25 protein-coding genes are annotated in these 21452 nt (G+C 73.5%); 13 read left to right on the top strand and 12 right to left on the bottom strand.

The window, feature by feature from the left end; translation table 11 throughout:
• Nucleotides 1-96: 96 nt before the first annotated feature.
• Nucleotides 97-1056 carry a GlxA family transcriptional regulator gene (locus ACFWVC_RS04380; RefSeq protein ID WP_384276837.1) on the bottom strand — a complete coding sequence of 320 codons (960 nt, stop codon included), beginning with the start codon at nt 1054-1056 and terminating at the stop codon, nt 97-99.
• 119 nt (nt 1057-1175) lie between these two features.
• Between ACFWVC_RS04380 and ACFWVC_RS04375 the strand changes: the two genes are divergently transcribed.
• The 3 genes from ACFWVC_RS04375 (at nt 1176) to ACFWVC_RS04365 (ending at nt 2577) form a co-directional block, all read left to right on the top strand.
• Nucleotides 1176-1475 (top strand): putative quinol monooxygenase, encoded by a 300-nt coding sequence (locus ACFWVC_RS04375; protein ID WP_384276831.1) that lies wholly within the window; start codon nt 1176-1178, stop codon nt 1473-1475.
• Between the two features lie 4 nt (nt 1476-1479).
• A complete protein-coding gene (locus ACFWVC_RS04370) occupies nt 1480-1788 on the top strand; it encodes a DUF4326 domain-containing protein (protein ID WP_384276825.1) in 309 nt (102 codons plus the stop codon).
• Nucleotides 1789-1938: 150 nt separating this feature from the next.
• The gene (locus tag ACFWVC_RS04365) at nt 1939-2577 is read left to right on the top strand and encodes an HD domain-containing protein (RefSeq protein ID WP_384276820.1); all 639 of its coding nucleotides are present in this window, start codon (nt 1939-1941) and stop codon (nt 2575-2577) included.
• 26 nt (nt 2578-2603) lie between these two features.
• Here the strand turns inward: ACFWVC_RS04365 and ACFWVC_RS04360 are convergent, their stop codons facing one another.
• Together ACFWVC_RS04360 and ACFWVC_RS04355 are read right to left on the bottom strand one after the other, a co-directional pair.
• Complete coding sequence (locus ACFWVC_RS04360) at nt 2604-3620, bottom strand: GlxA family transcriptional regulator (protein WP_384276812.1); 1017 nt, start codon at nt 3618-3620, stop codon at nt 2604-2606.
• Nucleotides 3621-3725: 105 nt separating this feature from the next.
• Nucleotides 3726-4175 carry an ATP-binding protein gene (locus ACFWVC_RS04355; RefSeq protein WP_384276805.1) on the bottom strand — a complete coding sequence of 150 codons (450 nt, stop codon included), beginning with the start codon at nt 4173-4175 and terminating at the stop codon, nt 3726-3728.
• A gap of 110 nt (nt 4176-4285) precedes the next feature.
• Here ACFWVC_RS04355 and ACFWVC_RS04350 point away from each other — a divergent pair, with 110 nt between their 5' ends.
• On the top strand, nt 4286-4789 hold the full coding sequence (locus ACFWVC_RS04350) for a metallophosphoesterase family protein (RefSeq protein ID WP_384276798.1): 504 nt from the start codon (nt 4286-4288) through the stop codon (nt 4787-4789).
• A 28-nt stretch (nt 4790-4817) separates the two neighbouring features.
• Here the strand turns inward: ACFWVC_RS04350 and ACFWVC_RS04345 are convergent, their stop codons facing one another.
• The gene (locus ACFWVC_RS04345; protein ID WP_384276792.1) at nt 4818-6407 is read right to left on the bottom strand and encodes a hypothetical protein; all 1590 of its coding nucleotides are present in this window, start codon (nt 6405-6407) and stop codon (nt 4818-4820) included.
• Nucleotides 6408-6504: 97 nt separating this feature from the next.
• On the bottom strand, nt 6505-6699 hold the full coding sequence (locus ACFWVC_RS04340; protein WP_018534760.1) for a hypothetical protein: 195 nt from the start codon (nt 6697-6699) through the stop codon (nt 6505-6507).
• A 370-nt stretch (nt 6700-7069) separates the two neighbouring features.
• Here ACFWVC_RS04340 and ACFWVC_RS04335 point away from each other — a divergent pair, with 370 nt between their 5' ends.
• From ACFWVC_RS04335 to ACFWVC_RS04320, 4 genes are read left to right on the top strand one after another with little or no spacing between them, the layout of a single operon-like run.
• Nucleotides 7070-7483 (top strand): ankyrin repeat domain-containing protein, encoded by a 414-nt coding sequence (locus tag ACFWVC_RS04335; RefSeq protein ID WP_384276780.1) that lies wholly within the window; start codon nt 7070-7072, stop codon nt 7481-7483.
• A gap of 47 nt (nt 7484-7530) precedes the next feature.
• A complete protein-coding gene (zwf, locus tag ACFWVC_RS04330) occupies nt 7531-9066 on the top strand; it encodes a glucose-6-phosphate dehydrogenase (RefSeq protein ID WP_384276776.1) in 1536 nt (511 codons plus the stop codon).
• Entirely contained in the window at nt 9063-10058 is a 996-nt protein-coding gene (opcA, locus tag ACFWVC_RS04325; RefSeq protein WP_384276770.1) for a glucose-6-phosphate dehydrogenase assembly protein OpcA, read from the top strand. The genes zwf and opcA overlap by 4 nt, the downstream gene beginning before the upstream one ends.
• Before the next feature lie 30 nt (nt 10059-10088).
• Nucleotides 10089-10481: a hypothetical protein gene (locus ACFWVC_RS04320; RefSeq protein ID WP_384276763.1), complete on the top strand. Its 393-nt coding sequence runs from the start codon at nt 10089-10091 to the stop codon at nt 10479-10481.
• Between the two features lie 33 nt (nt 10482-10514).
• Here ACFWVC_RS04320 and ACFWVC_RS04315 read toward each other — a convergent pair whose 3' ends face one another.
• The 5 genes from ACFWVC_RS04315 to ACFWVC_RS04295 form a co-directional block, all read right to left on the bottom strand.
• Nucleotides 10515-11138 (bottom strand): TetR/AcrR family transcriptional regulator, encoded by a 624-nt coding sequence (locus ACFWVC_RS04315; RefSeq protein ID WP_384276757.1) that lies wholly within the window; start codon nt 11136-11138, stop codon nt 10515-10517.
• Complete coding sequence (locus tag ACFWVC_RS04310) at nt 11119-11967, bottom strand: oxidoreductase (RefSeq protein ID WP_384276750.1); 849 nt, start codon at nt 11965-11967, stop codon at nt 11119-11121. Before ACFWVC_RS04310 ends, ACFWVC_RS04315 begins: the two co-directional genes overlap by 20 nt.
• 27 nt (nt 11968-11994) lie before the next feature.
• On the bottom strand, nt 11995-12867 hold the full coding sequence (locus ACFWVC_RS04305; RefSeq protein WP_384276743.1) for an aldo/keto reductase: 873 nt from the start codon (nt 12865-12867) through the stop codon (nt 11995-11997).
• Between the two features lie 163 nt (nt 12868-13030).
• The gene (locus tag ACFWVC_RS04300; protein WP_384276737.1) at nt 13031-13567 is read right to left on the bottom strand and encodes a GNAT family N-acetyltransferase; all 537 of its coding nucleotides are present in this window, start codon (nt 13565-13567) and stop codon (nt 13031-13033) included.
• A gap of 14 nt (nt 13568-13581) precedes the next feature.
• Nucleotides 13582-14160, bottom strand: coding sequence for a helix-turn-helix domain-containing protein (locus ACFWVC_RS04295; RefSeq protein ID WP_384276733.1), 579 nt, complete (start codon nt 14158-14160; stop codon nt 13582-13584).
• 145 nt (nt 14161-14305) lie between these two features.
• Here ACFWVC_RS04295 and ACFWVC_RS04290 point away from each other — a divergent pair, with 145 nt between their 5' ends.
• On the top strand, nt 14306-14620 hold the full coding sequence (locus ACFWVC_RS04290) for a hypothetical protein (RefSeq protein WP_384276728.1): 315 nt from the start codon (nt 14306-14308) through the stop codon (nt 14618-14620).
• A 28-nt stretch (nt 14621-14648) separates the two neighbouring features.
• Here ACFWVC_RS04290 and ACFWVC_RS04285 read toward each other — a convergent pair whose 3' ends face one another.
• Nucleotides 14649-15689: a LacI family DNA-binding transcriptional regulator gene (locus tag ACFWVC_RS04285; RefSeq protein ID WP_384276724.1), complete on the bottom strand. Its 1041-nt coding sequence runs from the start codon at nt 15687-15689 to the stop codon at nt 14649-14651.
• A 110-nt stretch (nt 15690-15799) separates the two neighbouring features.
• Here ACFWVC_RS04285 and ACFWVC_RS04280 point away from each other — a divergent pair, with 110 nt between their 5' ends.
• From ACFWVC_RS04280 to ACFWVC_RS04265, 4 genes are all read left to right on the top strand, one after another.
• The gene (locus tag ACFWVC_RS04280; RefSeq protein ID WP_384276717.1) at nt 15800-16990 is read left to right on the top strand and encodes a phytanoyl-CoA dioxygenase family protein; all 1191 of its coding nucleotides are present in this window, start codon (nt 15800-15802) and stop codon (nt 16988-16990) included.
• A 9-nt stretch (nt 16991-16999) separates the two neighbouring features.
• Nucleotides 17000-17776 carry an SDR family oxidoreductase gene (locus tag ACFWVC_RS04275; protein WP_384276709.1) on the top strand — a complete coding sequence of 259 codons (777 nt, stop codon included), beginning with the start codon at nt 17000-17002 and terminating at the stop codon, nt 17774-17776.
• Nucleotides 17777-17843: 67 nt separating this feature from the next.
• Nucleotides 17844-18848 carry a Gfo/Idh/MocA family oxidoreductase gene (locus ACFWVC_RS04270; RefSeq protein ID WP_384276704.1) on the top strand — a complete coding sequence of 335 codons (1005 nt, stop codon included), beginning with the start codon at nt 17844-17846 and terminating at the stop codon, nt 18846-18848.
• Nucleotides 18845-19879, top strand: a complete 1035-nt coding sequence (locus ACFWVC_RS04265) for a Gfo/Idh/MocA family protein (RefSeq protein WP_384276697.1) — start codon at nt 18845-18847, stop codon at nt 19877-19879. Before ACFWVC_RS04270 ends, ACFWVC_RS04265 begins: the two co-directional genes overlap by 4 nt.
• On the opposite strand, the gene ACFWVC_RS04260 is transcribed toward ACFWVC_RS04265, so the two are convergent.
• Complete coding sequence (locus tag ACFWVC_RS04260) at nt 19848-21374, bottom strand: glutamate synthase subunit beta (RefSeq protein ID WP_384276691.1); 1527 nt, start codon at nt 21372-21374, stop codon at nt 19848-19850. The two genes, ACFWVC_RS04265 and ACFWVC_RS04260, sit on opposite strands and share 32 nt — an antisense overlap.
• Between the last annotated feature and the right edge of the window lie 78 nt (nt 21375-21452).

Here is a 21452-nt window from a genome sequence, read left to right as displayed (position 1 = left end):
AGCGTAGGCCGTGTGCCCGGGCCTGGCCCGGGTCACAGGAACCCGGCGGAGGTGCGCACCCCGCACAGCGGGCCGAAGGCCGCGTAGTCCCGCCCGTCAGCGGCCGCGCAGGGCACCGGCCGTCGTGCCCGCGCGTTCGCGCAGGAGTACGCGCAGGGTGTTGGCGTGCTCGTAGCCGACGCGGCGTGCGACGGCCTCCACGGGGAGGTCGGTGGTGCGCAGGAGGTGGGAGGCCTGTTCCACGCGGAGGTCCTGGACGAAGCGGACGGGGGAGACGCCGAGCACGCGGCGCACCGCGCGCTGGAGGGTGCGTTCACCGACGCCGAGGGCCCGCGCGGCCTCGGCGATGCCGATCGGCTCGCCGAGCCGGTCCCGCACCCAGCGCTCGAAGGCGGCGACGGTCGGGTCGCTCTGGGCCAGCGCGCTCGGGATGATGTACGCGGACTGGGACGGCCGGTGGTCGACGACGAGGTAGCGGGCGACCAGGTCGGCGAGGGCCGGGCTGCTCATGCGGACGACGGCGAGGGCCAGGTCGACATGGCCGAAGGCGGCGCCCGCGGTGGTCACGCCCTCGCATGTGGTGACCATGCGGGTCTCGTCGACGGTGACGGCGGGGTAGCGCTGCCGGAAGACCGGCGCGAGCCACCAGCTGGTGGTCGCGCGCAGCCCGTCCAGGACGCCGGACTCGGCCAGCAGGAAGGTCCCCGTGCACGCCGAGGCGATCGGCCGGCCCTCCTGCCGGGTACGGGCCACCAGCCGCCGCACCGGGGCCGTCCCGCTCCCCGACACGCGCTCCAGCAGGGCGTCCGGGCGGCGCTCCGCGAGGGCCGGTACGAGCAGCAGGTCCGCCCCCGCGGCCGCCGCGAGCGGTGCCGCGGCGACGGCGTGCCCGGCCCCGGTGCGCACCCGGCGGCGGAAGCCGACGGTCGTCACGTTCCACTCCGGCGGGGGCTGGGGCAGCTCCCCGCGCATGGCGTTGGCCGCCTGCAGCACGTCGAGGATCGCGGAGAGCCCCGAGTCGAAGACCCCGTCGTAGGCCACCACTGCTATGTCCATGACGGGAATGCTATCGAACACGCCGTTTCCGACACTGGGGGAGAACGGCCCGGCGCCCTAGCGTTCTCGGTGTCCGGACGCACGCCTTCCCCACGGAACCGCAGGAATCGGAGCACGTGATGACGAAGATCGGATTGCTGGTCCGCATCGAGGCCAGGCCCGAGCATGCCGGTGAGGTCGAGGCGATGCTGCGCGGCGCCCTGGAGCTCGCGCAGGCGGAGGAGGGGACCGTCACCTGGTTCTCGTTCCGCGAGAGCCCCACCGTCTTCGGGGTCTTCGACTCCTTCGCGGACGAGACCGGCCGCACCGCCCACCTCCAGGGACGTATCGCCGAGGCGCTGAAGGAGGCGACGGGCACGATGCTCGCGTCCCCGCCCGACATCCGCCGGGTGGACGTGCTCGCGGCCAAGCTGCCCTGACGCCATGACCGGAACCACGGTCGTCAATCTCAAGGGCCACCGCGACGACCCCGACTACGCGGACGTCGTCTACGTCGGCCGCCCGGCCCACCGCGGCGGCTGGCATCTGCCGGGCTCTCCGCTGGCCAGCCCGTTCCGGCCGGGGCCGGACGGCACCCGTGAGGAGGTCCTCGACATGTATCGGGACTACCTGCTCTCGCGGCCGGAGCTGCTCGCGATGCTGCCCGACTTGCGCGGCCGGCGACTGGGCTGCTGGTGCGTGCCCGAGCCGTGCCACGCCCAGGTCATCGCCGAACTGGCCGACCGCGGCTGACGGTTGGCGCGGGCGCGCCGGCGATGTCCCGATCCGTGGGTCATGTGTCCCCACGAGCCCGGGCCGGCGCGCCCCGCGCGACGCAGACTGGACCTGTCGGTGCCCCGGGCCCCCGCCGGGGCGACACCACGAACCCCCTGGAGACACGCCATGGCCGAGATCATCGCGGACGTCGAGGTGCCCGAGACCAAGCTGGTGCACGAGGCCACCGAACTCGTACGGGACGCGGCGTCGCCGGTCGTCTTCCACCACTCGCGCCGCGTCTATTTCTGGGCCTCGATGCGCGGCCGCCTGCGCGGCTGGGACTACGACCCCGAACTGCTCTACGTCGGCGCCCTCTTCCACGACCTCGGGCTGACCGAGCGCTTCGCCAGGACGGACCAGCGCTTCGAGATCGACGGTGCCGACGAGGCCCGCCGCTTCCTGCTGGAGCACGGTGCCGGCGAGGACCGCGCCCGCCTGGTGTGGGAGGGGATCGCCCTGCACACCACGCCGGAGATCCCCTGGCACATGGCGCCGGAGATCGCCCTGGTCACCTCCGGGGTCGAGGTGGACGTCCTCGGCATCGGCTACGACGAGATCCCGGCGGAGCAGCGGGAGGCGGTCGTCGCCGTCCACCCGCGGCCGGACTTCAAGAACAACATCCTGAAGGAGTTCACCCACGGCATCGCGCCCCGCCCTGACACCACCTTCGGCAATGTCAAGGCCGACGTCCTGGAGCGCTTCGTGCCCGGCTACGTCCGCGGCAACTTCGTGGACACCATCCTGGAGTCGCCCTGGCCGGAGTGAGCCGAAAGCCTGGTGCCCTTCCCCGCTCAACCCCGGTTGGGCGAGGCCCCGTTGGGGTGGGTCGTACGGAAACGCTCCCGGTACGCTCCCGGGCTGACGCCCAGCCTGCGGCGGAAGGCACGCCGCATGGTCTCCTCCGACCGGAACCCGCTGCGCCGGGCGACGGTGTCCAGGGCGTCGGCGCCCGCCTCCAGCAGGGCCTGGGCGGCCTCCACGCGGACGCGCTCCACGTACTCCGCGGCGGTTCCGCCGGTCTCGTTGCGGAACAGCCGGGTCAGGTGACGCGGCGACACCCCCGCCCGCGCGGCGAGCGCCGGGAGGCTGTGGTCGCCCACCGGATCGGCCGCCACCTCGTCCAGCACGTCGCGCAGCACCGAGTGCGCGGCGTGCCTCGACGTCTGGCGCACGCTGAACTGCGACTGCCCGCCGGGCCGCGCCATGAAGACCACCAGGTACTTGGCGGCGGCGCGGGCGACCTCCGCCCCGTGGTCGGACTCCACGAGCGCCAGCGTCAGGTCGATGCCGGCGCTGATCCCCGCCGAGGTGATGAAGCGGCCGTCGCGCACGAAGATCGCGTCGGAGTCCACCGTGACGGCGGGGTAGCGGGCGGCCAGGTCGGCGGCGAGCCGCCAGTGCGTCGCGGCCCGGCGCCCGTCCAGCAGCCCGGTCGCCGCCAGCGGGAACGCCCCCGCGCACACGGCGGCGACGGTGCGGGCGCGCACCGCGAGCCGGGTGACGGCCTCGATGAGCGGAGTGTCGGAGACCGCCGCCCACCAGTCCGAACGCCCGGGGACCACGAGGGTGTCCACGGCGAAGTCCACGGCGTCCAGCGCCATGTCGGGCATCAGCGGCAGTCCGGCCGTGCTGGTCACCGGCTTGCCGTCGAGCGAGGCCGTGTACGTCCGGTACGCCGCGCCGTACTCGTTGGCGGCGGTGTAGACCTCCAGGGGCCCGGCGACGTCCATCAGCTGCACCCCGTCGAAGAGCACGACCAGGACGCGGTGCGGTGCCGTCCGGCCGGGGGACGTGGTGCCGGTGTTCACGCCGAATGCCTCTCCGTCGGTCGCTCCGGGGCCGGCCGTGCCGGACCGGAAAAGGTCCCGGCCATCATCACCCCGTGGCCGGACCGCCGATGAGGGCGGTGCGTGTCACACCGGCTGGGCGGACCCGGCCGGCGTGACGGGCCGGTGGAGCGGCGCCAGGCACCGCGTGGTCACGACCCGGTGGGTGTGCTCGTCGTCGTGGATGGCGGTCGAACCGGCGAGCCGCCGCACGATGTCCAGACCGCGCCCGTGCTCGTCCGGCGGGGTGCCGTCGACCTGCCCGGGCGACTCCGCCTTGACGTCACCGGTGTCGGTCACGGTGATCACCAGGCCCCGCCCGCAGATGGTCAGCCGCACCGACATCTCGGCGCGGCCGTACCGCGCCGCGTTGGCGGCGAGTTCATCGACGATCAGCTCGGCGCAGTCCCGGTCCTCCCTGGCCAGCCCCCACATCACCAGCATCTCGGAGGTGAAGTGCCGGGCGGTGCTCACATTGGCGGGCTCGGCCGGCTGCACCAGTTCCGCCGATTGTGTGGAGAGGATGTCTGCGGACATGACCCCGGCCCTTCAGCGATGAGATCCGCGCGTCCCGCGACAGCGGGGACGCGCCGCCCACACCATGCGCGTGTCGAGCCCCGGCGTCCCCGGCCGGTTAGCGTGGACGGGTGCGTCTACTTGTGATGTCCGATACGCACGTGCCCAAACGTGCCAAGGAGCTGCCGTCCGAACTCGTGGCTCTGATCGCCCACGCGGACGTCGTCCTCCACGCGGGCGACTGGGTCGACGAGGCCACCCTCGATCTGCTCCTGGCGCGCGCCCGGCGCGTGATCGGCGTCCACGGGAACAACGACGGCCCCGGGCTGCGGGCCCGGCTGCCCGAGGTCGCGCACGCGGAGCTCGGCGGCCTGCGCTTCGCCGTCGTCCACGAGACCGGGCCGGCGCAGGGGCGGGAGCGGCGCTGCGAGGAGCGCTTCCCGGGCGTGGACGTGCTCGTCTTCGGCCACAGTCACATCCCCTGGGACTCCACGGCGCCCGGCGGCATGCGGCTGCTCAACCCCGGTTCGCCGACCGACCGCAGGCGGCAGCCGTACTGCACCTATCTGACCGCGGTGGTGGCGGGCGGCGCGCTGACGCAGGTCGTCCTGCACCGGCTGCCGCCGCGCCGCTGACGTCGTACGCCTCGCGGCCGGGCGGCCGTCAGTGCTCCAGCGCCGGTCCGCCGGCCGGCCGCAGGTGCGCCCCGGCGGGGGCGTCCGGCACCGCCGGGGCGTCCTTGACGAAGGCGACGGCGGCCGTGGGCAGCAGGGACAGCACCGCCTGCCGGTGGGCGTCGCTGGTCTCCTCGTCGTACGGGTCCGGCGTGGCGGGCACCTGCATGCGCAGCACCGGACCCGAGCCCAGCCGCGCGTAGCCGCGTCCCGCGGGGACCTGCGCGGCGGACGTCGTGCTCTGGGGCGCGCCGAGCACCGCCTGCGTCTGGTCGGCGGTCACCGCCCCCAGCAGCACCCGTGCCCTGGTGTGCGCGACGACCATCTGGGACAGCGAGTCGGCGGTGTCCAGTTGGTCGGCGACGGCCACGGTGACCCCGGCCCCGCGGCCGTGGCGCAGCGGCACCTCCAGCAGATCCTGCGGATCGGGCCGGCCCTCGGCGTGCGCGAGCTGGGTCAGGGCGGTGGGCCCGTCGACCAGGATCCACAGCGGCCGCCGCACGTCGTCCGGCGCGCCCCGGCCGGCCTGCCGGGCCCGGTTGACGGCGATGAGGCGCCGCTCGGTCTCGTGCGCGGCCCACTCCAGGGTGGCCAGCGCGCCGGCGAGTCCGCTCTCCACCGCCAGTACGCCCGGCCGCCCGCTCAGGCACGCGTACTCACCGGTTCCGCTGCCGTCGATGACCACGAGGTCGCCGTCCGGCAGGGCCTGGAGCGCGATGGACCGCAGGAGCGTGGTGGTGCCCGTGCCCGGCTGGCCGAGCGCGAGCAGGTGCGGTTCGGTCGAACGCGGCCCGGTGCGCCAGACCACCGGCGGCGCGTCGTGGACCTCCTCGCCGTCGGTGACGGGCACGGTGCGCTGCACGGCCTCGGCGTCGGTGAAGCCGAGCACGGTCTCGCCGGGCGCGGTGACGAAGCGCTGGGCGGCGATGCCGGTGGGGAGCGGGGGGAGGGCGCTGAGGGTGAGGTGGTTCTCCTCCTCGTTCCAGTCGAAGCGGTACTCCCGGCCGCGCCCGGCCTTGGCGTGCAGGACGTGTTCGACGCGGGCCCGGGACACGGCCTCCCCGTCGGTGAAGTACGCGGGGTACTTCAGGTGCAGCCGGGTCAGCCGCCCGTCCTCGAACTCGTAGTCGCCGAAGACGTTCTCCCAGCTCCCGTCGTGCGCGTAGAGCGGGCTGGGGTCGCCCGCGTCCGACAGGTAGGGCACCAGCGACTCGTACAGCGCGGTCAGCCGGTCGTTCTCCGCGCCGCTGGGACCGCTCGGCGCCGGGGTACGGTCCCGGCCCATCCACGCCGCCGAGCCCATGAGCGCGGCGACGGCCAGGTAGGCGCCGTACGGCAGGAGCACCAGGAGCAGGAAGCCCGCCCCGACCGAGGCCATCAGGGCGGGGCCGCGGCGGTCCTGCGGGGTCTTGCCCCACCAGGCGCGCAGCCAGCCGAGCTGGCGGCGCATCCCGCGGGAGATCACGATCAGCGGATGGAGCACATCGGTGGCGCTGTCGGCGACGCCGCGCGCCATGTCGCGCCCGCGCGCGAGCGAGAGGCGGCTGCTCAGCAGGGTGGGGAGGGGGCGCCGGACCACGAGGAGCTCCAGAGGATGGTTGCGGGACGGGAACGGAGACGGGCCCGGTGCGAAGGCGCGCCGGGCCCGGTGCGTGGACCGTGCGGTGACGGCCCGGCTAGAACTTGATCCCGCCCAGCAGGCTCGCCAGGCTCGCCCCTCCGGCCTTGATGCTCGGGGCGATGGCGGTGCCCGCGAGGTAGAAACCGAAGAGGGCGCAGACGAGTGCGTGGGAGGCCTTGAGGCCGTCCTTGCGGAAGAACAGGAAGACGATGATGCCGAGCAGGACGACGCCTGAAATGGACAGGATCATGGGGCTACTCCTGTGTGATGGGGACTGTCACCATGAGTTGTTCCAGAATTACAGAAAGTAATAAGATCTGAAAACCAGCAAATGGGTGATTTGCTGGAGAATTCGCCTGATCGGCCCTGGGGGACGGTTTCTCCGGCGAGATCCTTGCCGGTCGCCCGGCGTGTCATGTGGCAGGCCCCGCCGACGGAGCAGCGAAGTCCCCCGAACGAGTGATCGTCACCCTTGTCGGGATTCGGCCATGGGTTCTCATGCGGTCGCCGCCGGGGAACCGTGCCGGCACCGGGCATGCGGCGGGTGTGAAGGTGGTTGACGCTGCATAAGGTGGATCCCACGGACCCCGCACAGCCCCCGTCCATTCGAGTGAGGAACGATGAGCGAGCCGACCCCGCAGGCCGAACCGGCGCACGACCCCGAGGTGCTGCAGCTGGCGGCCAAGGTCTTCGACCTCGCCCGCGAGGGCGGGACGGAGACCCTGGTGGCCTACGTGGACGCCGGCGTGCCCGCCAACCTCACCAACGACCGGGGCGACACGCTGGTGATGCTCGCCGCGTACCACGGCCACGCCGCCACCGTGGCCGCCCTGCTGCGGCACGGCGCCGACCCCGACCGTCCCAACGACCGCGGCCAGACCCCTCTGGCCGGTGCCGTGTTCAAGGGTGAGGACGAGGTCGTCCGGGCCCTGATCGACGCCGGCGCCGACCCGGCCGCCGGCACCCCCTCGGCCATCGACACCGCCCGCATGTTCGGCAAGACCGAGCTGCTCGAACTCTTCGGCGCCGCGTGATGCCGCGCGCCACGACGACCCGACGTACCGCGAAGAGAAGTGGACCCATGACGGAAACCGACAGCTGGATCAATCCGCTGCGCGATCCATCCGACCGGCGGCTGCCCCGCATCGCGGGCCCCTCCGGCCTGGTGATCTTCGGTGTGACCGGTGACCTGTCCCGCAAGAAACTGATGCCCGCCGTCTACGACCTCGCCAACCGCGGACTGCTGCCGCCGGGCTTCTCACTGGTCGGCTTCGCCCGCCGCGACTGGGCCCATCAGGACTTCGTCCAAGTCGTGCACGACGCCGTCAAGGAGCACGCCCGCACCCCCTTCCGTGAGGAGGTGTGGCAGGAGCTCTCGGCCGGTATGCGCTTCGTACCCGGTGACTTCGGTGACGACGAGGCGTTCGAGAAGCTCCGTGTCACCGTGGACGAGCTGGACAAGGCCCGTGGCACGAGCGGCAACTTCGCCTTCTACCTCTCCGTGCCGCCGAAGTTCTTCCCCCAGGTCGTACAGCAGTTGAAGAAGCACGGGCTGGCCGACGCGCCCGAGGGCTCCTGGCGGCGCGCCGTCATCGAGAAGCCCTTCGGGCACGACCTGGCCAGCGCGCAGGAGCTCAACCGCGTCGTCCACGAGGTCTTCCCGCCCGCCCAGGTGTTCCGGATCGACCACTACCTGGGCAAGGAGACGGTCCAGAACATCCTGGCGCTGCGCTTCGCCAACACGATGTTCGAGCCGCTGTGGAACCGGTCGTTCGTCGACCATGTGCAGATCACGATGGCCGAGGACATCGGCATCGGCGGCCGTGCCGGGTACTACGACGGGATCGGCGCCGCACGCGACGTCATCCAGAACCACTTGCTGCAACTCCTGGCGCTGACCACGATGGAGGAGCCCGCGGGCTTTGACGCCAAGGCCCTCCTCCGGGAGAAGCTCAAGGTGCTGCAGGCCGTCCGGCTCCCGGACGACCTGGGCGCCCACACGGTGCGCGGGCAGTACGCGCACGGCTGGCAGGGCGGCGAGGAGGTGCTCGGCTACCTGGAGGAGGAGGGCATCGACCCCAAGTCCAAGACCGACACCTACGCCGCCGTCAAGCTCGGCATCGACAACCGCCGTTGGGCGGGCGTGCCCTTCTACCTGCGCACCGGCAAGCGGCTCGGGCGCCGGGTCACGGAGATCGCGGTGGTCTTCCAGCGCGCCCCGCACCTGCCGTTCAGCCGTACCGACACCCAGGAGCTGGGGCAGAACGCCCTGGTCATCCGCGTGCAGCCGGACGAGGGCGTGACCGTGCGCTTCGGCTCGAAGGTGCCGGGCACCTCGATGGAGATCCGGGACGTGTCGATGGACTTCGCCTACGGCGAGTCCTTCACCGAGTCCAGCCCGGAGGCCTACGAGCGGCTCATCCTGGACGTGCTGCTCGGCGACGCGAACCTCTTCCCCCGCCCCCAGGAGGTCGAGGAGTCCTGGCGCATCCTCGACCCGGTCGAGGAGCACTGGGACAAGCACGGCAAGCCCGAGCAGTACACCGCCGGGACCTGGGGTCCCAAGGCGGCGGACGAGATGCTCGCACGAGACGGCAGGAGCTGGCGCCGGCCATGAACATCGACCTCACCAACACCACCTCGGCCAAGATCAATTCGGCCCTGGTGCGCGCCCGCAGGAGCGTGGGCAGCCCGGCCGTCGGCATGGTGCTGACCCTCGTCATCGTCACCGACGAGGGCAATCACTACGACGCCCTCAAGGCGGCCTCCGACGCCTCGCGCGAGCACCCCTCCCGCAACCTGGTGGTCATCAAGCGGCCCGGCCGCTCCCCGCGCGAGCGCAAGGACGCCCGGCTGGACGCCGAGGTGCGGGTCGGCGGCGAGTCCGGCACCGGTGAGACCGTGCTGCTGCGGCTGCACGGCGAACTCGCCGACCACGCCCACAGCGTGGTGCTGCCCCTGCTGCTGCCCGACGCGCCCGTCGTCGTCTGGTGGCCGGTCGACGCCCCCGAGCGCCCGGCCGAGGACCCGCTGGGCGCGCTGGCGCAGCGCCGCATCACCGACGCGTACGCCGTCGAGCGGCCCCTGCAGCAGATCGACGCCCGCGCCGCCTCCTACGCCCCCGGCGACACCGACCTGGCTTGGACCCGGCTGACGCCCTGGCGGTCCATGCTGGCCGCCGCGCTCGACCAGGCCCGCACCACGGTCACGTCCGCCGCGGTGGAGAGCGAGGCCGACAACCCCAGCGCCGAACTCCTCGCCCGCTGGCTCGGCAACCGCCTGCGGGTGCCGGTGGACCGCGTCGTCACCGACGGGCCGGTGGTCACGGCCGTACGGCTGCGCACCGCCGGCGGCGACATCCACATCGACCGTCCCGAGGGCCCGCTGGCCACCCTCTCCATCCCCGGGCAGCCGAGCCGGCACCTGGCGCTGAAGGTGCGCACCACGGCCGAGCTCATCGCCGAGGAACTGCGCCGCCTCGACCCGGACGAGATGTACGCCTCGGCCCTGCGCCACACCGAGGACGCCGAGCCGCCGCGCCCCGCGAAGACCACCGCCCGCAGCACCGCGAAGCGCGCGACCCCGGCGGCACCGGAGGCCGCCAAGTAGACCGACTGCCGCACGAGCACGCCGGGTGCCGTGCACACCGCCGCAAGCGCGAGCATCGCGGCCGTGGTGAACAGCCAGCACACCACGACCGTCAGCGCCGACTGCGCGTGTGCCCGCCACCCGGCGCGCCCGCTTCTGAAGGTGAACCGCGCGTGCAGTTCCGTCGCCAGCACGGTGGAGACCGCCGTCACCGCCGCGTTCGCGACCACGAAGTCCATCGGGCCGGACAGCAGTTCCAGCACCCCGGAGGATGCCAGGGCCACCGTCCCGCCGCTCAGGGTGAACCGTGCGAAGTCGCGCAGCGCGCCCGGCGCGCCGGCGCCGGCCTTCGGGCGCCGGCTGTGGCGGGTCAGGTCCCGGCTCATGGTGTCCATGCCCGGAAGGCTGCCCGTACCCGCTGACAGGGCGCTGACCGCGCGCTGACACGCCCCCGCCGCGCGCCGGTGCGCCCGCGCCTCAGGCCCCGTCCGCCAGCAGTCCGTGCAGCGCGGCGAGGGCGACGGCCTCGGCCTGCTCCTCGTCCAGCGGGGCGTGACCGGTCATCAGCCGGAAGACGAGAGGCCCGAAGAGCAGGTCCGTCGCGGTGCCGGCGGTGACCCCGGGCCGGGCCCTGCCCTCGGCGACGAGACGGTCCCACAGTTCGGCGACGGCTTCACGGCGGGCCTGCAGGAAGTAAGCGCGGAAATAGGGTGCCCCCCCGGCGTCGGTGGCGCACGCGGCCAGCAGCTGGCGGAAGACCCGGCCGCTGTCGCCGGCGAAGAACCCGCTGACGCGGCGCACCTGTTCGCGCAGATCGGCCACCGCGTCCCCGCTGTCGGGCAGCGGGATCGCGTCCGCCATCCGCCGGCCGAAGGCCTCGGCGGCGACGGCGGTGCGCGAGGGCCAGTGCTTGTAGATGGTCATCTTGCTGACGCCCGAGCGGGCGCTGACGGCGTCGACCGTGGCCGCCGCGAGCCCGCCCTCGGCGAGCAGGTCGGCGGCCGCGGACAGGACCGCCTCCCGCGCCCGCACGCTGCGCGGGTGCACCGAGGGGGCGGGGACGGCGCGGTGGGGGTGCGGCTCAGCCGGTGGCAGCGACATCGTCGTAGTCCGTGCCGGTGGCCACCGGGCGCCACCGTTCCAGCTCGTCCGTCATCGACCGCAGCTTGGCCTCGATCCGTTCCACGCTGTCCGCCCCCAACTGCAGCCGCAGCGGCGCCTTTTCGCTGCCGCCGAGGCCGACGATGATGCGGGCGGCCTTCACGGGGTCGCCGGGCTGGGTGTGGTTGTGCTCGGAGATCGCGTCGCGCGTGCCGCCGGCGGTGGGTGCGTAGTCCTCGATCAGCTTCGCCTCGGTGTGCAGGCTGGTGCTGTCGAGGAAGTCCGTCCGGAACCGGCCCGGTTCCACGATCGTCACCTGGATGCCCAGCGGCCCGACCTCGCCGGCCAGCGCCTCGGACAGGCCCTCCACGGCGAACTTCGTGGAGGCGTAGACACCCCAGCCCGGCGAGCCGGTGAAGCCGCCGACCGAACTGATGTTGACGATGTGCCCCGAGCGGCGTGCGCGCATCCCGGGCAGGGCCGCGCGCAGCACATTCAGGGTGCCGAACACATTGGTCTCGTAGACCGCCTTGGCCGCCGCGTCCGAGACCTCCTCCACCGCGCCGAGCACGCCCCGGCCCGCATTGTTGACCAGGACGTCGATGCCGCCGAAGCGGGTGGCCGCCGCCTCGACGGCCGTTCGCGCCTGCTCCTCGTCGGTGACGTCGAGCGGCAGCGCGAGGAGCGCGTCGCCCGCGTCGGGGAAGAGTGCCCGGACGGCCCGCGGATCGCGCGCGGTGGCCGCGACGACATGTCCCGCCTCCAGGGCGGCGCGGGTGATCTCCGCGCCGAAACCCCGCGAGGCGCCGGTGATGAACCAACTGCTCATGGGTTCCCGCTCTCTGGGCCGCGAGCGTCAGACGGCCGCGGTCAGTGCGTCGAACTGCGCATCGGTCAGGGTGAGTCCGGCCGCCGCGATGTTGTCCTCCAGATGGGCGACGCTGGACGTGCCCGGGATCGGCAGCATGTTGGGGGAGCGCTTGAGCAGCCACGCGAGCGCGAGCTGCGACGCGGACGCGCCCTGGTCGGCGGCGATCCGCTCCAGGGGGCCGCCCGGCTTGGCGAGTTCGCCGGTGGCGAGCGGGAACCAGGGGATGAAGGCCATGTCGTGCCGCTCCGCGTACGCGAGCACGTCCTCGGCGGCGCGGTCGGCCAGGTTGAAGCGGTTCTGCACGGACACGATCCGTGCCGTCCGAGCGGCCTCATCGATGTCGCCGGTGCTCACCTCGCTGAGCCCGATGTGCCGGATCTTGCCCTCCTGCTGGAGCGCGGCGAGCTCGCCGACCTGGTCGGCGACGGGGACCTCCGGGTCGATGCGGTGCAGCTGGAGCACGTCGATCCGCTCCACGCCGAGGTGGCGCAGGCTGAGCTCCACCTGCTGCCGCAGGTACGCGGGCCGGCCGACCGGGACCCACGCGCCCGGGCCGGTCCGCACGAACCCGACCTTCGTGGCGATCACCAGGTCCTCGGGGTAGGGGTGCAGCGCCTTGCGCAGCAGCAGGTCGGCGGTGAACGGCCCGTAGGCGTCCGCGGTGTCGATGAACGTGACGCCGAGTTCCACCGCGCGCCGCAGGACCCGCACGGCCTCCCCCGGGTCGCGCGGGTCGCCCCAGACCCCTTCGCCGGTGAGCTGCATGGTGCCGTACCCCAGGCGGTGCACCGGCAGGTCGCCGCCGATGCTGAAGGTGCCGGAGTCGCGGGCGCTGGTGTCCGCGCTGATCGATGTCATGAGGAACCTCCTGTGCGAACTATACGTACAGTATGGATCCGTGCCCCAGGTTCCGCGACGCTTGACGAGCCCGCCTTCGCCCGCATCAGGGAAGTGCGGGCGCAGGCCGTCCACCACGCCCGCCTCGCCAACCGGTTGCCGGCCGTCCCCGCCTCCTGAGGCCTCAGGCGCCGGGCGCGGCGTCCGCCAGGGACTTGAAGAAGAACGTCGTCGGGCGCGGCACCCCCGCGGGGTCGGTGGCGTGGCCCGGTACGACGCCGTAGGACGTCCAGCCCGCCGAGCGGTACAGGTGCTCGGCGGGGCTGCCGGTCTCCGTGTCGAGCAGCAGCAGGGTCGCGCCGCCCGCGGCCGCGGCCCGTTCGGCTGCGCCGAGCAGCGTGCGGCCGAGGCCCCGGCCGCGGGCCCGGCGGTGCACCATCAGCTTGACGACCTCCGCGCGGTGCCGGCCGTTCGCCTTCTCCTCGCGGAAGAGGCTCACCGTCCCGGTCACGCCTTCCGCGTCCCGGGCCGCCCAGACCGTCAGCCGGCCCTCCGCGACGGCGGTGCCGCGGCCGAGCCACCAGCGCAGCGCCTCCTCCTGGCCGAAGGGCGCGAGGAAGCCCAGCGAGGCGCCGCCGGCCACGGCGTCCACCAGCAGCGCCGCGAGGCCGGGCGCGGCGCCGGCCAACTGCCCTGCGGAGAGTGGGGCTATCGCGTCCACGGCGATCGCCTCCTTCACGGCAGTACGACGACGACGGCGTAACGGGCGGACTCCGGGCCCGGGCAGCGGTAGCGCGAGGGGCCCCAGAGCCGGAAGCGCAGGCAGTCCCCGGGACCGAGCGCATGGGCGCGGTCCTGCACGGTGACCTCCAGGGCGCCCTCGCGTACCCAGACGTGATGCTCCAGGCCCGCCACCGGCGGGTGCTCGTACGCGATGTCGGCGCCCGGCCGCAGCACCCCCTCGATCACCTCGGCGCGCATCCCGGGGTGCGGCGGCGAGACGGAGCGGCGCACGAAGCCGGTGGGGCCGTCGGTCCACACCTGCTGCTCGGTGGCGCGGACCACCTGTGCGGGCTCGCCCTCGACCTCGGCCAGCAGCCGGGACATGGTGCGTTCGTACGCCGCGCCGAGCCGGCCGAGGAGCGCGGCGGTAGGGCTGATCTCGCCGCGTTCGAGCCGGGAGAGCGTCGAGCGGCTGATGCCGGTGCGCGCGGCGAGCTCCTCCAGCGACCAGCCGCGCTCCGCCCGCAGCCTGGCGAGGCGGGCGGCGAGCCGGGCGTCGATGGAGTCGGGATCGGGATCCATCTCTCTCATATCCGGGAATATATCCCGGATGCGGGACAGGGAAGCAGGGGGGTGCCTGAGCCGGGTGCCGGATCGCTCGGCAGGCGCGCCCCCGCCCGGTCGGCGACAATCGCCGACAGTGACCGGTCGACCGCGGGACGAGAGGACGGACGCCATGGATCAGATGCCTGCCACCCTGCGGCACATCAGTGACCGCGAGAAGGAGCTGTCCCGCGGGGCGAGCATCTACCACGACACCCCCGTGCGGCACACGATGGAGTTCACGTGGCAGCAGCCCGACGGATCCGGTCACGAGGTGCTGGCCGTCATGGGCTGCAGCGGGGTGATCCCGATCCCGGAGGCCGGTCAGGAGATCGCCGTGCACGACCGCGATGTGCGGGTCGTCTCGGTGCGCACCACGTACACGCGCACCCCGGACGAGGGCACGCCCATGCTGCACACCAGGGTCTGCATCACCTCGGGCGCCTGAACCGCGGCGCGCGTGGAATTCCCGCCGGTCAGTGGTCCGGGCGCGGGAATCCCATGGGCGTGTTGTACGGCGTGATGACCTGGATGGGTGAGGGCCACGCGTGCGCGGCGCCGGGCAGCGCCCGGTGCGCCTGCATGACGATCTGGCAGGCGTGCCGCATGTCCTGGCGCAGGTCGTGGTGGAGCACCGCGGACAGGCGGCCCTCGCGCAGTAGCCGCGTGTTGTCGTGGTCGAGGTCGTGCGCGACGAACACCCGGCAGTCGCGGCCGAGGGCGTCGAAGGCCTCCACGGTGGCGACGTTGCCGCCGCCGATCGAGTAGACCGCGCGGATCTGCGGATCGCGGCGCAGCGCGCCGAGCACCAGCTCGCGCAGCGTGTCGTCCAGCCCGTCGCTGTCGGTGATCTCCACCAGCGCGCGCTGCGGCCGCAGGGCCCGCAGCGTCGCCCGGAACCCCATCTCGCGCTCCTCCTCGCCGCGGAAGAAGCCACGGCTGATGGTCACCAGCACATTGCCGGGCCGGTCGCCGAGCCACTGCCCGATCAGATACGCGGCGGTGGCGCCCGCCGCCCGGTTGTCGATGCCGACGTACGCCAGCCGCCCGCTCGCCGGAAGGTCCGTCACCAGCGTCACCACCGGGATGCCGGCCGCGACGAGCCGGCCGACGGCGGCCGTCACCTCGGGCACGTCCGGCGCCTTGAGCAGCACGCCCTGCGAGCCCCGCTCGGCGATCCGGTCCAGGACGGCGACCAGTCCCGCGACCGGCCCGGACTCCCGGAAGTGGAAGCGCGAGCGCATCACCGCGGGCCGCAGGGAGGGAAGTTCGGCCTCCAGCGCGCCGCGCACGGCCGTGGAGAAGCGCTCCGGTGCCTGCATCACGATGTCGATCATGAAGGTGCGGCCGCCCAGGCGGATCTGCGCGTGCTGCCGCCGCAGGTCGGCGACGGCCTGGTGGACCTCGCGCGCGGTGCTCTCGCGGACCCCGCCGCGCCCGTTGAGTACGCGGTCGACGGTGGCCTCGCTGAGACCGGCCTGGCGGGCGATCTCGCGGATCGGGAAAGGGTGGCCCATGGGCTGGTTCCTGAGGGTTTTTTGATGGATTTCTGCGGTTGATTGACGGACTGCCGTTCCTAGACTTTCAGGAAATCCCCTCCCGACCCAGCCCGCTGAAAGGACCCCCGATGTCCTTCACGTCCCTCACCGCCGCGGGACCCCGGATGTGGCTGTCCGAGGACGACTGCGACCTCGACGCCCTGCGCGCCCTGACCGAGCGGCCCGGCGATCCGCGCGACCACCCGCACGCCGAGGCCGTCGAGCACGGCGTCCCGCTGTACGACAGCGAGCGGCTGCTCGCCCTGGCGGCCACTCCGGCCGGCCGCCGCGAGGCCCAGGCCGAGCTGGCCAGGGCCCTGATGGACGGTCCGGGGATCGTCGTGCTCCGGGGGGCCTACCCCGACGCGGACGTCGTCGACCGGGCCACCGAGGCCTTCGAAGGGCTCATCCGCGACCAGCGCGCCGCGGGCACCGGCGCCGGCGACCACTTCGCCCGGCCCGGCGCCAACGACCGGGTCTGGAACGCCATGGAGAAGCTGGCACTGGCCGCCCCCGCGGTCTTCGCCGCGTACTACGCCAACGAGGCCGTCGCCCTGGCCGCCACGGCCTGGCTGGGCCCGGACCACCAGATCACCTCGCAGATCAACGTGGTGAACCCCGGCGGCGCCGCGCAGACCGTGCACCGCGACTACCACCTCGGCTTCCTGCCGGGCGAGGTCGCCGCCCGCTTTCCCGCCCACGTCCACCGGCTGTCGCCCGTCCTGACCCTCCAGGGCGCCGTCGCGCACTGCGACATGCCCGTGGAGAGCGGGCCGACCCTCTACCTGCCGCACTCCCAGAAGTACGAGCCCGGCTATCTGGCCTGGCGGCTGCCGGAGTTCCAGGCGTACTTCGAGGAGCACCACGTCCAATTGCCGCTGGCCAAGGGCGATGCCGTCTTCTTCAACCCCGCGCTGTTCCACGCCGCCGGCCACAACCGCTCGGCGGACATCCGGCGGATGGCCAACCTGCTCCAGATCTCCTCCGCCTTCGGGCGTGCCATGGAGAGCGTCGACCGCGAGGCCATGGTGAACGCCGTCTATCCGGAACTGCTGCGGATGAAGGCCGCGGGCGCCGCCGGGACCGCGCTCGACGCGGTGGTGGCGGCCTGCGCCGAGGGCTACCCCTTCCCCACCAACCTCGACCGCGACCCGCCGGTGGACGGCCTCGCCCCGCCCTCGCAGGCCGACACGGTGCGCCGCGCGCTCGGCGAGCAGTGGAGCCCGGACGCCCTGGGCACCGCGCTGCGGGCGGCCGCCGAGCGCCGCACGAGCCGATAGGAGGCAGGCATGGGACTGCTCCAGGACAAGATCGTCCTGATCAACGGCGGCACCCAGGGCGTCGGCGCCGCCGTCGCCCGGGCCGCCGCCCGCGAGGGCGCCGTCGTGACCGTCACCGGACGCCGCCCCGGCCCCGGGGAGGCGCTGGCGGCCGAACTGGCGGACGCCGGGGCCAAGGCCGCGTACCTGCGCTGCGACCTGGCCGACGCCGGCCAGGCACGCGGCGCCGTGGAGGCCGTCGTGGCCGCCCACGGCCGCATCGACTGCCTGGTCAACGCCGCGGGACTCACCTCGCGCGGCACCCTGCTCGACACCACCCCGGAACTCTTCGACGCGCATGTGGCGGTCAACCTGCGCGGCCCGTTCTTCGCGATGCAGGCCGCCGTCGCCGACATGGTCGCCCGCTCGGCGCCGGGCACGATCGTCAACGTGATCTCCTCCTCCGCCCACGGCGGGCAGCCCTTCCTCGCCCCGTATGTGGCGGCGAAGGCGGGCCTGGCCGGACTCACCCGCAACGCGGCGCACGCCCACCGGTGGGACCGCGTCAGGATCAACGGGCTCAACATCGGCTGGACCGACACCGAGGGCGAGGACGCCACCCAGCGCGCCTTCCACGGCGCGGGCGACGACTGGCGCGAGGAAGCCGGCCGCCGGCTCCCGATGGGCAGGCTCGGACAGGCCGACGAGATCGCCGACTTCGTCGTCCTGCTGCTGTCCGACCGCAGCGGCGTGGTCACCGGCTCGGTCGTCGACTGGGACCAGAACGTCCTCGGCGGCCTGGACTGACCCCCCGCTTCTCCACGACCCGCCCACGACCCGCCCGCAACGCAACGCACCCAAGGAGCAACCACCCATGCGCATCGGCCTGATGGGCCTCGGCCGGATCGGGGCCCTCCACGCGGAGACCCTGGCCGCGCTGCCCGCCGTGGAGTCCCTGGTCGTCACCGATCCGGTCGCCGCCGCGGCCGAGGCCGCGGCCACCCGGCACGGCGCCGAGGTCGCCGCCTCTCCGGAGGACGTGCTCGCCTCGGGCGTCGACGGGATCGTCGTCGCCGCCGCGACGGACGCCCACCCCCAGCTCATCCTGGCGGCGGTCAAGGCCGGGGTGCCCGTCTTCTGCGAGAAGCCGGTCGCCCGCACGATCGGGGAGAGCGTCGAGGTGCTGCGCGCCGTCCAGGACAGCGGCGTCCCCGTGCAGATCGGCTACAACCGGCGCTTCGATCCGGGCTTCGCCGCCGCGCGGGAGGCCGTCGCCGCCGGTGAGCTCGGCCTCCTGCACACCGTCCGCTCCACCACCCTCGACCCCGAGCCGCCGCCGGCCGCCTATGTCGCCGTCTCCGGCGGCATCTTCCGCGACTGCTCGGTCCACGACTTCGACATCGTGCGCTGGGTGACCGGCCGTGAGGTCGCCGAGGTGTACGCGGCGGGCGGAAACCGCGGCGCCGAGTACATCGCCGCCGCCGGCGACGCCGACACCGCGGCGGCCGTGCTCACGCTCGACGACGGCACGCTCGTCCTGATCTCCAACAGCCGCCACAACCCGCGCGGTTACGACGTCCGGATGGAGCTGCACGGCACCAAGGACAGCATCGCGGTGGGCCTGGAGGACGGGCTGCCGCTGCGCTCCGTCGAGCCCGGCGCGCGCTTCCCCGCCGGACCGCCGCACCACTTCTTCATGGACCGCTTCCGCGCCGCCTACCGGGCCGAGCTCGCCGCTTTCACCGAGGTGGTCGCGGGGCGCCGGCCGTCGCCGTGTAGCGTCGCGGACGCGGTCGAGGCGGGCTGGATCGCCGAGGCCTGCACGTTGTCACTGCGCGACCGCCGACCCGTACGGATGGAAGAGGTACGAACCGCATGAGCACCGAACCCCTGCGCATCGGGGTGCTCGGCGCCGCCCGCATCGCCGAGCGCGCCATCGTCGACCCCGCCCGCATCACCGGACACCGCCTGGTCGCCGTCGCCGCCCGCGACCGCGGCCGCGCCGAGGAGTACGCCGCCGCCCACGGCGTCGAGCGTGTCCACGACTCCTACGCCGACCTGCTCGCCGACCCCGAGATCGAGGCGGTCTACAACCCGCTCGCCAACGGCCTGCACGGACCGTGGAACCTCGCCGCCATCGCGGCGGGCAAGCACGTCCTCACCGAGAAGCCCTCCGCAAGCAATCTCGAAGAGGCGATCGAGGTCCGGGACGCCGCCGCCAAGGCGGGCGTCGCCTTCATGGAGGCGTTCCACTACCTCTACCACCCCGTCCTCCGGCGCCTGCACGAGCTGCTGGAGAGCGGCGAGCTCGGCGAGCTGCGGCACGTCGAGGCCACGACGAACATCCCCGCCCCGCCGGACTCCGACCCCCGCTGGTCGCTGGAGCTGGCCGGCGGAGCGATGATGGACCTCGGCTGCTACGCCCTGCACGCGCAGCGCGCGCTGGCCCCCTGGGGCGGCGGGGCGCCGCGCCTGACGGGCGCCCGGGGCGGGGAGCACGCCGGTATGCCCGGCGTGGACGAGTGGCTGGAGGCCGACCTGGTCTTCCCCGGCGGCGCCACCGGTACGGCGCGCTGCAACATGGCGTCCGACGCCGAGGACCTGAGCCTGCGGGTCGTCGGCAGCCTGGGCGAGGTCACCGCGCCCAACTTCGTCCTGCCGCACCTCGATGCCCGGCTGCTCGTCCGGACGCCGGAGGGCGAGCGGGTGGAGGAGCTGGAGCGGCGTACCTCGTACACCTACCAGCTGGAGGCCTTCGCCGGCCTGGTGCGGGACGGTATCAAGGTGCCCACCGACGCCGATGACGCGGTCGAGTCGATGCGGCTGATCGACGACGCCTACCGCGCCGCCGGTTTCGCCCCGCGCCCGCGCACCGTCGTCACACCACCAGCGGCTGGTCCGTCGGCGTGATCGGCGCCGGCAGGCAGGTCGCACCGCGCAGCGCCCGGTCCACGGCCGCCGCCGCCGAGCGGCCCTCGGCGATGGCCCAGACGATCAGGGACTGACCGCGCCCGGCGTCGCCCGCGACGTAGACCTTCTCCACGGTGGTGGCGAAGGCGGCGTCGCGGGCGATCCGGCCGCGCGCGTCCAGTTCCAGGCCGAGTTGCGGGACGACGCCGGTGTCCCGCTCGGGGCCCGAGAAGCCCAGGGCGAGCAGCACCAGCTGGGCCGGGACGACCCGCTCGGTGCCAGCCCGGGGCCGCCGTCCGGCCGGCTCCACGCCGACGAGGTGCAGGGAGGCGACATGCCCGTCGTCGTCCCCCTCGAAGCGGAACGTGGAGGCGGAGAAGACCCGGATGTCGCCCTGCGGGCCGGGCAGCGGGACGCAGCCGTGCTCGGCGGTGTCCCAGTGGTCGCGGCGGCCCAGCAGCCGGGCCTCCTCGTGGGCGGGGGAGATCCGGAAGACCCGGGGGTACACCGGCCAGGGCTCGTGCTCGGGGCGGTCCCAGCCCGGCAGGGGGTTGATGTCCAGCTGGACCACGGAGGCGGCGTGCTGACGCAGCACGGTCCCCAGGCAGTCCGCACCGGTGTCGCCGCCGCCGACGATCACCACGTCCTTGCCCTCCGCGCTGACCGGTGACGAGACGAGATCGCCCTCGCACACCCGGTTGGCCAGCGTCAGATAGTCCATGGCCTGATGGATGCCTGCCAACTCCCGCCCGGGTACGGGCAGTTCCCGCCAGGCGCGGGCACCCACCGCGAGCAGCACCGCGTCGTGCTCGGCGATCACCCGGTGCGCCTCGAGGTCCCCGCCGACCTCGGTGCCGGTGCGGAAGCGGGTGCCCTCGGCCCGCATCTGGCACAGCCGCCGGTCGAGGTGGTGCTTCTCCATCTTGAACTCCGGTATCCCGTACCGGAGCAGGCCGCCCGGCCGGTCGTCCCGCTCGTACACCGTGACCGTGTGCCCGGCCCGGGTGAGCTGCTGCGCGGCGGCCAGCCCCGCCGGCCCCGAGCCGACCACCGCCACGGTGCGGCCGGTGTGCCGTTCCGGGGGGTGGGGGACGGCCAGGCCCTCGCTCCAGGCCCGGTCGGCGATCGCCACCTCCACGTTCTTGATCGTGACGGGGTCGGCGTTGATCGTGAGGACGCAGGCGCTCTCGCAGGGCGCAGGGCAGAGCCGTCCGGTGAACTCGGGGAAGTTGTTGGTGGCGTGCAGCCGCTCGGACGCCGCCACCCAGTCCTCGCGGAAGACCAGGTCGTTCCAGTCCGGGATCATGTTCCCGAGCGGGCAGGCGGCGTGGCAGAAGGGAATGCCGCAGTCCATGCACCGGCCCGCCTGCGCGGAGACGATCGGCAGCAGGCTCTGGCCCGTGTACACCTCCTGCCAGTCCTGCACCCGTTCGTCCACCGGGCGCCTGTCGGGAGTGCGGCGCGGGGTGGTGAGAAAGCCCTTGGGATCCGCCATGGCCGCCTCCGGCGCGCCTGGGTGACGATCATGAAGAGCACGGTGGCCGCGTCCCCCGGCGAACTACACCGTCTGGCC

Origin of the sequence: Streptomyces sp. NPDC058691 (assembly GCF_042714775.1) — a bacterium.
GTDB lineage: Bacteria > Actinomycetota > Actinomycetes > Streptomycetales > Streptomycetaceae > Actinacidiphila.
This window is presented reverse-complemented; position numbering and strand designations above follow the sequence as displayed.